The following is a 13,340-nucleotide window of genomic DNA, read 5'->3' on the forward strand; positions in this document are numbered from 1 at the left end:
TGCACCGTCAGCGAGGAGCACGATGTCCGCACGTGGAAGGCTGTCCCTGCTGCCTCCCGGTCTCAGGGGGTACCGCCGGGCGTGGCTCGGTCGGGACGTACTGGCCGGAATCACCGTGGCCGCCTATCTGGTGCCCCAGGTCATGGCCTATGCGGGGGTGGCCGGGCTGCCACCGGTCGCGGGGCTCTGGGCCGTGCTGCCCGCCATGGTGCTCTACGCCTCGATCGGTTCCTCACGGCTGCTGTCGGTGGGACCCGAGTCGACCACCGCGCTGATGACGGCCGTCGCCGTGGGGCCGCTCGCAGGAGGGGACCCGGGCCGGTACGCGGTGCTCGCGGCGGCCCTCGCCGTGGTCGTCGGCCTGGTGTCGCTGGCGGCCTGGGCCGTGCGCCTCGGGTTCCTCGCCGACCTGCTCTCGCGGCCCGTGCTCGTCGGCTACCTCGCCGGTGTCGCCCTGATCATGATCGTCGACCAGCTGCCCCGGCTCACCGGAGTACGAGCCGCCGGCTCCGGCTTCTTCTCACAGCTGTACACCTTCGCCCTCAACGTCTCGCACGTTCACTGGCCGACCGTCGGCCTGGCCGCCGCTGTGCTCGTCCTGCTCCTGGTGGCGCCGAGGTACTGGCGGCTGGTTCCGCGTCCCCTGCTCGCCCTTGTCGCCGTCACAGCCCTGGTGGCGGCATTCGGGCTGGACGAGCGGTACGGGATCGCCGTGATCGGAGCCGTACCCTCCGGGCTGCCGGTGCCCGCGCTGCCGTCCCTCGATGACCTTCCGCAGCTGGTGATCCCGGCGCTGGGCGTCCTTCTCGTCGGCTACTCGGACGTGATCCTCACCGCCCGGGGCTTCGCCGACCGGGGCGACCCACTTCCGCTCGACCCCAACCGTGAGCTGCTGGCCCTGGGGGCGGCGAACCTGGGGGCGGGCCTCATGCACGGGTTCCCCGTCAGCAGCAGCGCCAGCCGCACCGCGTTGGCCCAGTCGGCGAAGGCGCGGAGCCAGGCCTACTCCCTGTTCGCCGCACTCGCGGTACTGATGGTCCTCCTCTTCCTGGGGCCGCTCCTGGCCCACACCCCGAGCGCCGTCCTCGGCGCCATCGTCGTCTACGCCGCCGTCCGCCTCGTCGAAGTGGGCGAGTTCCGGCGTCTCGCGGCCTTCCGCCGGCGCGAGCTGCTGCTGGCACTCGGATGCCTCCTGGGCGTTCTGGCCCTCGGCATCCTGTACGGCGTGCTCGTCGCCGTGACCCTGTCCGTGGTCGAGTTGCTGGCCCGTGTGGCCCGCCCGCACGACGCCGTGGAAGGCATGGTGCCCGGGCTCGCCGGCATGCACGACGTGGACGACTACCCGACGGCGCGGACGGTTCCGGGGCTGCTGATCTACCGCTACGACTCGCCGCTGTTCTTCGCCAACGCGGAGAACTTCCGCCGCCGTGCCCTGGCAGCGGTCGACGAGCAGACCTCTCCCACACGATGGTTCGTCCTCAACACCGAGGCGAACGTGGAGGTGGACATCACGGCATTGGACGCCGTGGAGGCACTCCGCCAGGAACTCGAGGACTGCGGCATCGTCCTCGCCCTGGCCAGGGTCAAACAGGAACTCCGCGAGGACCTGGACGCTTACGGCCTGACCGCCTCGGTGGGCGCCGACCGCATCTACCCGACCCTGCCCACGGCTCTGGACGCCTATCGGGAATGGAACCGCGGGGCAGGGCCCGAGGCGGAATGAGCAGGACCTGCCGCCCCGAAAAGGGCCGCCCGGCCCCTGCTGGTGACTAAGTCGGGGGAATGCGGTCCGGGTGGTTCGGGTGTTCGCTGGGATCGTCTGCCGCCGTGCGCCGGGGGCGGCTGCCCATGGCGGGGGTGAAGTCTTTGGCACAGCATCCTGCGAAGACGGGAGCCCATGTGAGAAGGATTCCGTTGGCTTCCGTGAGCGAGGTCCATCTCGGTTCAGTCGGCCGCATCTCCAGGGCCAGGACGGGGCATACCCGAATGTCGGTGCGCCCGAGCTGTAGCTGGTGCGCGTAGTCGAGGACTTGCCCGATCCCCAGGCGAATCTGCTGATCCTCACTCGCGCCGGTCAAGCTCTTGACCTCGGCGATGAAGATGTCATCGCCACGTGACCAGCCGGCGTCGAATCGTGGGGCACTGCGTGCGTGCCCGCGTACCTCGACCTGCTGGTGGGCCAGGTGCTCGATGAGAGCGGCGATGGTTGCCTCGTGAGCCCTGGTGCCCCTGTCGAGGTGATCGAGGTCGAGCGACAGGGCTCCGGTTCCGTGCTGCCCGACCTTGCGTTGATGAAGGGGACCGCCCAAGATCCCGTCTCCGGAGCGGGCGAGGACGAAGACGCCGTCGTCCGCGCCCTGAGCCCGTTGCAGCTCTCGGCAGGGCGCGGGATTTCCATCGATCAAGTCGACGAATCCGTTCCCATCCACCACGCATACGTGATGTCCTTGCTCGCGTTCCCATGCGGCGAGGACGAGTTTCTTGCTGTACTCCCGGTGTCAGTCGGTTACGAGCTGACTGGCGAGATCACCGTGGACGACGACGGTGATCTTTCAGGAGAAGTCCGGCTTGGAATTCGCACCGAACTGCTGGATCATCTCCTCGCAGTCCTTTCGAATGACCCATTCGCCATCCATGAGGACTTTGCCGGTGAAGCAGAGGGTTTGCTCGCTCAAAGTATGAACCCAGCCGTCGCAGGGTTTGAAGTCCATGAGGCCTCTCCATGTGTCGGCACTTTGCGCAACGGTGACGGCGCTCGCATACGCGCCCTGGAATTTCGAGGGTGGATTCCGGGTGGCTGGTGATATGTCGTGGCAGGCGGCAGCGGACGGGGAGTTCCTAGCCCTTGCCGGGCGGGCCCTCGAGCCAGGCTTGATGGGTTCCTCGGCCGCAGTTATCAAATTCCGTTCCAGCTCCCGCACGAATGGCCTAACGATGTAGCGGCTGGATGGTCACTTAACTGCAAGAAAACCGGATCTCGGTGCGATTTCGACGTTCGCGCAGACCCTCAGTGTGTTCTCGACGTCTGTGTCGTCGTAGAGCGGTTTGGCGGGGCGGTCGTGGGGGTCGGCCGCTGTACGTGCCCGTCACCGGGTGGCGCGTTCTGGGGCGCCGTCATGTACGCCGCGCGGGACCACTGCCGGCCACCCCTGGCCCTTGCACGGCACGCAGACCTCTGACCGCGGGTGTCCCTCGTCCCCGCCGCGTTCGGTTCCCGACCGTCGCCATACAGGGCCGAAGGGCCCTGCGAAGCGACCGAACAGGTCCTCCCGGAGAGTGCCGACCGGCCCGCCACCAGGGACTGTTGCCGCCGGGCATGAGGGGGCGCAAGTGACAGAGTTCAAGTGCTCCCCGAGGCGCCCCCAGAGGACGCCCGGCCGGGCGCACATCCCATTACGGCGCCCGTCGAGCGCACCTTCCGTCTCACCTCCGGGGGACCCCATGACGTTTCACGTCGACTCCGAGACAGGCCGGCTGCGGCAGGTCATCCTGCACCGCCCCGACCGCGAAATGACACGACTCACACCCACCAACAAGGACGAGCTCCTCTTCGACGACGTGCTGTGGGCCAAGCGCGCCCGCGACGAGCACGACGCGTTCGCCGATGTCCTGCGGGACCGCGGAGTGCGCGTGCACCTCCTGGCGGACCTGCTCACCGAGACGTTGGACGGCATCGAGGCGCGGCAGCTCGTGCTGGACCGGGTCTTCGACGAACGCGAGTTCGGCATACTCGGCACCGACCAGCTCCGCACGTACTTCGACTCCCTGGAGCCGGCCGCCCTGACCGCCTGCCTCATCGGCGGCGTCACCAAGGCGGAACTGCTCGAGCGCACGGGCCCGATACCGAGCGTACGACTGCACGCCATGGCGCCCGACGACTTCCTCCTCGCGCCGCTGCCCAACCATCTGTTCACCCGCGACACCTCGTGCTGGGTGTACGACGGGGTGAGCGTCAACCCGATGAACAAACGGGCACGCCGCCGTGAAACGGTTCACTTCGAAGCCCTCTACCAGCATCACCCCCTCTTCGCGAAGGGGGAGTTCCACCGGTGGTCCGACGGGCAGGCGGCCTATCCCGCCACCATCGAGGGCGGCGACGTCCTGGTCATCGGCAACGGCGCGGTGCTCGTCGGCATGAGCGAGCGCACCACGCCTCAGGCCGTGGAGAATCTCGCCCTGCGCATGTTCGCGGCGGGTTCCGCTCAGCGGGTCGTGGCCGTCAGCCTGCCGAAGAGCCGCAGCTTCATGCACCTCGACACGGTCATGACGATGGTCAGCGGCGACACCTTCACCCGATACGCCGGCCTCGGCATGCTGCCTTCCTCCACGATCGAACCGGGGACCGGCGGGGAGCGGCTGAGGGTCACCGACCACGCCCCCGAGGACATGGACCGGGCCATCGCCGACGCGCTGGGTCTGCCGTCCATCAACGTCCTCACCCCGAGCCAGGACCTGCGGTCCGCCGAGCGGGAGCAGTGGGACGACGGCTGCAACGTGCTGGCCGTGGAGCCCGGCGTGGTCGTCGCCTACGAGCGCAACGTGACCACCAACACCCACCTGCGCAAGAGCGGTATCGAGGTGATCACCGTTCGAGGCAGCGAACTCGGCCGGGGTCGTGGCGGCCCGCGGTGCATGACCTGTCCCGTCGAGCGCGAGGCCGCCTGACCACCCCTCCCGCGCCCCCGCGTCCCCGTCATCCGCCCGCCGCACACACCCCGTACACATCAAGGAGCCCGCCATGCACGACGACCTGCACCAGCGCCCGTTCGTCAAGGAACTCGACTTCACTCCCGAGGAGTTCCGCCACCTGCTGGAACTCTCCGCCTCCATCAAGACGGCCCGCCGCGAGGGACGCGAGGAGCAGCGGCTGCGCGGCAAGAACATCGCCGTCATCTTCGAGAAGACGTCGACGAGGACCCGATGCGCCTTCGAAGTGGCCGCGCACCAGCAGGGCGCGCACGTGACCTACCTCGACCCGGCCGGCTCCCAGCTCGGGCACAAGGAGTCCATCAAGGACACCGCACGCGTCCTCGGCCGCTACTACGACGGGATCGAATACCGGGGCAGCGACCAGCGCCTGGTGGAGGAGCTGGCCCAGCACGCCGGCGTTCCGGTCTGGAACGGCCTGACGGACCAGTGGCACCCCACTCAGTCGCTCGCCGACGTGCTCACCATGTGGGAGCACACCGACAAACCGCTGAACCAGGTGTCCTTCGCCTACCTGGGCGACGCCAGGAACAACGTCGGCAATTCGCTGCTGATCGTCGCGGCGATGCTCGGCATGGACGTACGCATGGTCGGCCCGCGATCCCTGCACAACGCCTCCGAAGTCGTCGACCACGCGCGGCGGGCGGCGGCCGTCAGCGGTGCGCGCATCACCCTGACCGAGGACGTGACCGAAGGCGTGGCCGGCGTCGACTTCGTCTACACCGACGTATGGCTCTCCATGGGAGAGCCGCCGGAGATGTGGGACGAGCGCATAGCCCTGCTCAAGCCGTACCAGGTGACGGCGAAGACCCTGGAGGCGACGGGCAACCCGGCGGTCAAGTTCATGCACTGCCTTCCGGCCTTCCACAACAGCGACACCACCGTCGGCGCCAAGATCGCTGCGCGGACCGGCATGACCGCACTGGAGGTCACCGAGGAGGTGTTCGAGTCCTCGCACTCCATCGTGTTCGACCAGGCCGAGAACCGGCTCCACACCATCAAGGCCGTCCTCGTCGCCACCCTCGGCGACTGAACGGCATCCCCTCGACCTCGGAGAACACGTCATGCGTGTAGTCGTCGCATTGGGCGGCAACGCCCTGCTCCGCCGCGAGGAGCGGCCGGACGCCGCCGTGCAGCTCGCCAACATCCGCGCTGCCGTGTCCGCGCTCGCCCCCCTCGCGCACGAGCACGAACTCGTCATCACCCACGGCAACGGACCTCAGGTCGGCGTGCTCGCTCTCCAGAGCGCCGCCGACCGCTCCCTGAGCAGCCCCTACCCCTTCGACGTCCTCGGCGCGGAGACCCAGGGCATGATCGGCTACTGGCTGCTCCAGTCCCTGCAGAACGCCCTGCCCGAACGGCAGGTCTGCGCCCTGCTCAACCAGACGCTCGTCTCCGCGGCCGACCCCGCCTTCACCGACCCGGCCAAATTCGTGGGTCCGGTCTACGACCGGACCGAAGCGGAGCGACTGGCCGCCGAACGCGGCTGGACGGTCAAGCAGGACGGCGCCCACTGGCGACGCGTCGTACCGTCCCCCCGTCCACAACGCGTCGTGGAGACACGGCTCATCCGGCTGCTGCTCAACTCGGGAGCGGTGGCCGTGTGCGCCGGAGGCGGCGGCGTACCGGTGATCCGTGACGAACAAGGGCAGCTGACCGGCGTCGAAGCCGTGGTGGACAAGGACCTCACCGCCGCCCTCCTGGCCGAGGCGCTCGACGCCGACGCGCTCCTGCTGCTCACGGACGTACCTCATGTGTCGCTCGGATACGGCACCCCCAGCGCCGTGCCCGTCGGACGGACCACGCCCGCGGCCCTGAGAGCCCAGCAGTTCCCCGCCGGATCCATGGGTCCCAAGGTCGACGCCGTGTGCCGGTTCGTCGAGCTCACCGGCGGAATGGCGGCCATCGGCGCTCTCGAAGACGCCCGAGCCATCCTCGACGGAGCCGCCGGCACCGTCGTCACACCCAGCGGCGGCTACCGCGAAACCCGCCACGACGGAACACAGGACCTGACATGACTCTGCAGAGCGCACCCGCATCCCCGCAGCCGGCCAGAGCCAGAACGGACTCCGGCGCGCCCCACGCCCCACGGCGCAGGCTTCGGTTCCCGTCCGCCTTCACTGTCCTGATCGCCGTCACCGTCGCAGTCTGGGCCCTGACGTTCGTCATCCCCGCCGGCCGCTACAACACCAAGGACGGCAGCCCCGTACCGGGCACCTACCACTCCGTAGAACTGACCACCGGATTCTGGGAGCGGCTCAAAGACCTGTTCCTCTCCCCGGTCAACGGTCTCTACGGCGTCACCGATGCCGGGACCGGCCTCACCGCACCCGGCGGGACCGGCTCCTTCGCGGGCGCGGCCGGCGTGTTCCTCTTCATCCTGGCCGTGGGCGCGTTCATCACCGTCACGATGCGCACCGGGGCACTCACGGCGGGAGTGGCGCGCCTCGCGCAGCGTCTGCACCACCGCAGGACCCTGCTGCTCGTGGTCCTGCTGACGGTGTTCTCCCTCGGCGGGACCACGTACGGCATGGCCGAGGAAACCCTCGGCTTCTACGGGCTGATGATCCCCCTGATGCTCGGCCTGGGCTACGACCGCATGGTCGCCGCGACGGTCGTCATGGTGGGAGCCGGGGTCGGCACCCTCGCCTCGACCGTCAACCCCTTTGCCACCGGGGTGGCCTCCGACAGCGCCGGCATCGGCACGGGAGACGGCATCGTCCTGCGACTGGTGATGTGGGCCTGTCTGACGGCCCTGGCAGCGGCATACGTCGTGCGCTACGCCCGCCGCGTGACCGAAGACCCCTCACGGTCGCTGACACCCCTCACCGAGGACGACCTCCGCATCAAGGCCGAGGGCAGCGAAGCGGCGAAGCTCACGAGCCGCCGGCGCACCGTCCTGTGTCTCTTCGCGGCCACGTTCCTCTTCATGATCTTCGCCGTCGTCCCCTGGTCCGATCTGCACGTCACCTTCCTGCCCACGCTCGGGTGGTACTTCCCTGAACTCGCCGCGCTGTTCATCGTTGCGGCGGTCGCCGTGGGGCTGGTCGGCGGCTTGGGAGAGAAGGGCACGGTGAACGCCGTCACCGCCGGCGCAGGGGACTTCATCGGAGCGGCAATGATCGTCATGCTTGCCAGGGGAGTCACGGTGATCATGAACAATGCCAGTGTCACCGACACCATCCTCGACGTCCTGCAGAGTGCCGTGGCTGGCACGTCATCCGGGGTGTTCGCCGTCCTGATGTTCCTGGTGAATCTCCCGCTGGCCTTCTTCGTCCCCTCCTCGTCCGGCCATGCGGCCCTCGCCATGCCCATCCTCGCCCCCCTGGCCGACTTCGCCGGGGTGAGCCGGGCTCTGGTGGTGACCGCGTACCAGTCGGCTTCCGGATGGGTGAACCTCGTTACGCCCACCTCGGCCGTCGTCATGGGAGGCCTCGCCCTTGCCAAGGTCCGCTACGACCGGTACCTGCGCTTCATGGCACCGCTGATGGGTGCTCTGCTGGTGGCCGTCGCCGGATTCCTCGCACTCGGTGCGGCAGTGCGCTGAATCGCTGCGGAGCAGGCAAGTGGCCGGCTGGTCGGGACACCGACCAGCCGGCCACCGTCGTGTGCCCAGCACGAGGCGGACCTGTGGGCTCCGCCGGACGGCGCCAACTGGGCCTGGGGTGCTCCTCTGAGCCGCGACCGTGAGCTCCGGCGGGGCATGGTGTCCGTGGCCGCTCAAGGAGGTGGGGCCTCATGCCCGGACTGCCGGCCATCGGAGCGACTGCACGGGCGCGATTCCCGTCCTCGCTGTGGACTGGCGGTGCGACAGCGCCGACGGGCCACTGGTGGGGCGCCCGCCCCACCGGATGGCCGTCTCGCTGCGGCTGCTGATACGGATACGCTCGCGGCGTCGGGCGGCCACCCATCGGGGTTGGCAGGCCTGAGAGTTGCGCCAGCGCAGGCGGGCGGGCAAGGCCTGCACGGACGCTTTGGTCGAGGTGGTGGGGACGGGCGGGGAACTGCCGCAACGGTCCTTCCCGGCCGGCCTGTGGACCCGGACCGACCGCCCCATCGCGCCCCTCGCCGCGGTGGCTTCCGTCTTTTCCACCCGGTACGACAAGCAACGCACCGACCACTGCGGTCGCAGCACACCAGGAGCCCTCGTCGCGCAGCTGCGCGACGAGGGCTCCTGGTGTCAAGGGGCGACGGCGTCCGTCGGGGCACCGCAGCCGGGGTGCATCCGTCCTCGGTGAGGCTCGCGACGATCAGGGATGAGGGACGACCGCCACGGGCGTCGTGGCGTGGTGCAGCACTGCGTGGGTGACCGGGCCGATGTGCGCTCCGACGGCCGCCCGGCGTATGCGCCGTCCGACGATCAGCAGCGAGGCTTCCTTCGACGCTTCCACGAGGTGGCCCGCGGGCCGTCCCACCAGGCACTGCTCCTTGACCTCGACCTGGGGGAACTTGCCGCGCCACGAACGCAGTACGTCGGTGAGCGCGCTCGCCTGGCGCAGTCCCAGCGCGACGCCGTGGCCGGGGTCGGCCGCCGCAGGGTCGTACCCCTCGACCACCGGTACGCTCCAGCCGTGCACGACCCGCAGGGTGGCCGCTCGGGCAGCGGCGGCTTCGAATGCGTACGCGAGCAGCTCGTCGCACGGCCTGGAGAGGTCGAGGCCGAGCACCACGTCGAGGCACTGCCCCTTGAGGTCCCCGTGGTCGCCCGTCCCGGGGAGCGGTTCACACTCGGCCCGTTCCCCGGCCCGTACGGCGACGACCGGCCGCTCGGCGTGCGCGATGACGGGCAGGGACACCGATCCGGTCAGGAACCCGGCCAGGCCACCCAGCCCTCGTGAACCCACGACCAGGACTTCTGCCTTCTCTGCGGCGGACAGCAACACCTCCGCGGGGCGGCCGTGCACCTGCTCGACGCTGATCTCCAGGCCGGGGTACGCCGTCCGCAGCCGGTCGGACGCGTCGTGGGTGACCTGCTCGGCGTAGTGCTGAGCGGCGGTCGCCCCCTCACAGGGCGTGGTGTCCAGGCCGGTGAACGGGGCGTGGGCGAAGGCCCGTGACCAGTCCTGCCAGACGTGCAGGAGGTGCAGGGGCAGACGGCGCATCTGTGCCTCGTGGGCGGCCCAGTCCGCAGCGGCCAGCGACTCGGCCGAGCCGTCCACAGCGGCGATGACGGTACGTGACATGATTCCTCCGGTTGAGGGGTCTTCGGGTGGTTTGCGGCACTGGTCCGGGGACCGGCGGCCGGGCGCGCGGCGTCGCCCGGAACGTGCTACCGGGACGGAGTGATCAGCCCGTAGTGGCCGTCGTAGCGGTGGTAGAGGACGCAGCCCCGGCCGGTGGCCGTGTCGTTGAAGAAGACGAAGGGCAGCCCGGTGAGGTGCAACCGTGAAACGGCCTCGGTCACACTGCTCGTCGGCACGGGAACCGTGCTCACGCCGAGCAGACCGTCGACCTCCCGTTCCTGACCCAGAGGTCCCAGCGAAGCCATGCGATGCCGCCCGGTACGGACGTCGCGGTAGACGACGCTGTCGCGCCCGGAGGCCAGGTCCGTGAAAAGCCAGAAGTCGTGGTCCATGGCCTCCAGGTCGATCACGGCGTCCTCAGGGGTCTGGTGGACCAGGCTGAAGGACTTGTGCCGCACGATCCGGCGCTCTTCGGCGGGAACGTGATGCCGGTGCGGACGGTGGTCGTGCTCTGCGCCGTCCCGCGATGTCCGGCTGGGCGTGCCGTTGCGGTGGGGGCCGCCCGCCGCATACCGCCGTGGCCGGGTGAGCCGGGCAGCCAGGCGCTCCTGCAGGAGGTCGACCGCTTCGAACATGCTGTTCGCGGCCACGTGGGCGCGTACCATCCGGCCGTTGACGTCCACCACGGCCTGAGCCGTGGCCGGGCGGTTCGCCGAAGTGTTGACGGCTTGCGTGAGCTTCACCCGCACGGTCAGCACGGGTCCGCGCACGTGGCCGATCACCGCGAGCATCTTTCCCTGGGCGTACACGTCCGCGCCATCGGGCACCTGCCCTCGGTTGCGGACCTGGACGTCGGCTGTCCGGCTGGTCTTGAGACCGCTCATGAGAACTCCTCCTCGATCCCTTCCAGCCTGTCTGCCGGCAGCCGCTCCCGGGCAGAGCCGTCCGGACCCCGACACGGCGCCACTGGTACCGACACCACCCGAGAACCAGGGACTTGCGGTCGGCCCGGCAAGGCCGTTCGGCCCACAGACCCAGAGACGGGTAAGCCGACGAGCCCCGGCCCGATATCGCGTGACGTGCCGGACCGACAGCACGGCTCGGGTCGGCGGCTCCAGGTCGCCGCGACCGGCCGCGGTGACTGCGGCCGCTCAACCGACGGAAGAGCCCGTGGTGTCCCGCCCTGTTGTCAGTGATCGCTTTCGCGGCCGGTTGTCAGCCGGTTCACCACACCCACCACACCGTCCACGCGCCACGTGACCCTGATCAACGCCGCTGTATCGAGGGCAGGTTCGGATGATCCCACCATGGTGACCATCCCGTCGCGAACGTCGATGCGGAGCCCGTCGATACGGTGGGCGGCCGGCGCCCGGCCGGAGACGGCATCGGCGACGTCCGCGAGGATCTCCTCGTCCGTCCTCAGGAAGACGCGCAGCAGATCACGTCGCGTGGTGATGCCGATCAGACGGTCCTCCTCGTCCACCACCGGCAACCGGTCGACGTGGCGACGTTCCATGATGCGCGCGGCGTCGGCGACGCGCTGTTCGGGATGCACGGTTACAGCCGGGCTGGTCATCAGCTCGCCTGCCGCCAGGGCGGGTCCCGCGACGGAGTGGGCGTCGGCCGGTCGCCGTGGTGTGTGCGCCATCCGATGCCGCCCGGAGTCGTGCCGGCCGAGACAGCCCTGTTGCCTGGCAAGGTCTTTCCGAGAGACGACGCCCATGACCTTGTCGTCGTCATCCACCACCGGCAGCCCGCCGATCCGATGGACGATGAGCATGCGAGCCAGTTCTTCGAAGGAGGTGTCCGGGCGGGCCTGGACCACCTCGCTGGTCATGACTTGGCCCACCGTCCGTTCTTCGACCACGGTGCTCATCTCCACTCGTCTCGCAGGTTTCCGGATACCGCCGATGGCGCCCCGACCTCTGACTGCCCGCCGACCGCTGTGCTCAGCGCGCCGGGGGGCCGGGAAGCCCCGGGTTCGTCTGCTCCTCATGCTTGCCGTTGCTTCCAGAGTGGGGCGGAGGACGGCCGGGGGACAGAACCGGTCAGGACCCGCACGCCGGGCCGTTCGGCCCGTGACAGGCCGGGCCGGGCGGGGCCCGCCGGGGAGAGGGCCCAACGGCCCTGGCGTGCACCCCGTTCGACCCCTGCCCGCGGCGCGACATGCCCCCCAGGCTGGCACCACTCGCATCGGCACCCAAGGGAAGGGGCGGCGGAGATGACCGTACGCATCGGAATCAACGGCTTCGGACGCATCGGCCGGAACTACCTGCGCTGCGTCATGGAACGCGCGGAGACGAGTAACGGCACCCCCATCGAGGTGGTGGCCGTCAACGACCTCACCTCCCCGGCTGCGCTGGCCCATCTGCTCACCTACGACTCCACCTACGGCCGACTCCACCGCACCGTTGATCACGACGGCGAATCCATCACGGTGGACGGTCACCGCATCGCGGTCACGTCCCGGCGTGACCCCGCCGACCTCCGGTGGGACGCGCTCGGCGTGGACGTCGTCATCGAGGCCACCGGCCGCTTCCGCACCAAGGAGGAAGCGGGCCGGCACCTGACGGCAGGAGCACGCAAGGTGCTGCTGTCCGTCCCCGGCAAGGGCGTCGACGCGACCATCGTCATGGGCGTCAACGAGTCCGCGTACGACCCGCGCGTCGACCACGTGATCTCCAACGCGTCCTGCACCACCAACTGCGTGGCACCCATGATGAAAGTCCTCAGCGAGCGCTTCGGCATCGTCAAGGGACTGATGACCACCATCCACGGCTACACCAACGACCAGGTCGTGCTCGACGGCCCGCACAAGGACCTGCGCCGCGGCCGCACGGCCGCGGTGAACATCATCCCGACCAGCACCGGCGCCGCCCGCGCCGTCGGCCTGGTGCTCCCGGAACTCGCGGGCACCCTGGACGGCATCGCCGTGCGCGTGCCGGTCGAGGACGGCTCGCTGACCGACCTCAGCCTGGTGCTGGCACGGCAGGTGTCCGCACAGGACGTCAACGACGCGTTCCGGGAGGCTGCCGAGGGACCGCTGAAGGGCGTCCTGAGGGTGAGCGATGCCCCTATCGTCTCGCGCGACATCGTCGGCGACCCCGCCTCGTGCATCGTGGACGCCCCGCTGACGCAGGCCAACGGCGACCTGGTCAAGGTCTTCGGCTGGTACGACAACGAGTGGGGCTACACCAACCGTCTCGTCGACCTGACCCAGTACGTCGCCACGCTGCTCGACGCCCGGTGAGCCGGCGGCAGCCCGGGCAGCGGACGCCGTAGAGGCACGGAAGGCCCGGTGGTGGCGCAAGCCTCTGCGCTGCCACAGGTGCCGGAGACCATCGGGCCTCGTCGAGGGACCTTCGGGACCTCAGCCGAGGACGCGTCCAGGGCAAGGCTGTAGGTGACAGGACGGAACGGAACGGGTGGCCACCCCGGTGGCTGGCCACG

Annotated in this window: 10 protein-coding genes; 7 read left to right on the forward strand and 3 right to left on the reverse strand. The window is 69.6% G+C overall.

The features are described from left to right. Positions 1-22: 22 nt before the first annotated feature. From ACPU2J_RS30095 to ACPU2J_RS30120, 6 genes are all read left to right on the forward strand, one after another. Positions 23-1,723, forward strand: a complete 1,701-nt coding sequence (locus ACPU2J_RS30095; protein ID WP_423834431.1) for a SulP family inorganic anion transporter — start codon at positions 23-25, stop codon at positions 1,721-1,723. 427 nt (positions 1,724-2,150) lie between these two features. After that, entirely contained in the window at positions 2,151-2,804 is a 654-nt protein-coding gene (locus ACPU2J_RS30100; RefSeq protein WP_423834432.1) for a hypothetical protein, read from the forward strand. Positions 2,805-3,441: 637 nt separating this feature from the next. Further along, positions 3,442-4,665 (forward strand): arginine deiminase, encoded by a 1,224-nt coding sequence (locus ACPU2J_RS30105; RefSeq protein WP_420078782.1) that lies wholly within the window; start codon positions 3,442-3,444, stop codon positions 4,663-4,665. A 73-nt stretch (positions 4,666-4,738) separates the two neighbouring features. After that, positions 4,739-5,740 (forward strand): ornithine carbamoyltransferase, encoded by a 1,002-nt coding sequence (gene argF, locus ACPU2J_RS30110; protein WP_386461497.1) that lies wholly within the window; start codon positions 4,739-4,741, stop codon positions 5,738-5,740. A gap of 31 nt (positions 5,741-5,771) precedes the next feature. Continuing rightward, positions 5,772-6,725: a carbamate kinase gene (gene arcC / locus ACPU2J_RS30115; protein ID WP_423834433.1), complete on the forward strand. Its 954-nt coding sequence runs from the start codon at positions 5,772-5,774 to the stop codon at positions 6,723-6,725. Then, complete coding sequence (locus ACPU2J_RS30120) at positions 6,722-8,254, forward strand: YfcC family protein (protein ID WP_423834434.1); 1,533 nt, start codon at positions 6,722-6,724, stop codon at positions 8,252-8,254. The genes arcC and ACPU2J_RS30120 overlap by 4 nt, the downstream gene beginning before the upstream one ends. Positions 8,255-8,957: 703 nt before the next feature. Here ACPU2J_RS30120 and ACPU2J_RS30125 read toward each other — a convergent pair. The 3 genes from ACPU2J_RS30125 to ACPU2J_RS30135 all read right to left on the reverse strand — a co-directional run bounded on the left by ACPU2J_RS30125 (position 8,958) and on the right by ACPU2J_RS30135 (position 11,766). Next, positions 8,958-9,890, reverse strand: coding sequence for a universal stress protein (locus ACPU2J_RS30125; protein WP_420078779.1), 933 nt, complete (start codon positions 9,888-9,890; stop codon positions 8,958-8,960). Between the two features lie 86 nt (positions 9,891-9,976). Continuing rightward, positions 9,977-10,774 (reverse strand): sigma 54 modulation/S30EA ribosomal C-terminal domain-containing protein, encoded by a 798-nt coding sequence (locus tag ACPU2J_RS30130; protein ID WP_420078778.1) that lies wholly within the window; start codon positions 10,772-10,774, stop codon positions 9,977-9,979. 305 nt (positions 10,775-11,079) lie between these two features. Next, complete coding sequence (locus ACPU2J_RS30135) at positions 11,080-11,766, reverse strand: CBS domain-containing protein (protein ID WP_420078777.1); 687 nt, start codon at positions 11,764-11,766, stop codon at positions 11,080-11,082. Positions 11,767-12,111: 345 nt separating this feature from the next. Between ACPU2J_RS30135 and gap the strand changes: the two genes are divergently transcribed. Next, positions 12,112-13,140 (forward strand): type I glyceraldehyde-3-phosphate dehydrogenase, encoded by a 1,029-nt coding sequence (gene gap / locus ACPU2J_RS30140; RefSeq protein ID WP_420078776.1) that lies wholly within the window; start codon positions 12,112-12,114, stop codon positions 13,138-13,140. The last annotated feature ends 200 nt before the right edge of the window (positions 13,141-13,340 follow it).

The sequence above is a fragment of the Streptomyces manipurensis genome (assembly GCF_049570255.1).
Taxonomy (GTDB): Bacteria; Actinomycetota; Actinomycetes; order Streptomycetales; family Streptomycetaceae; genus Streptomyces; species Streptomyces manipurensis.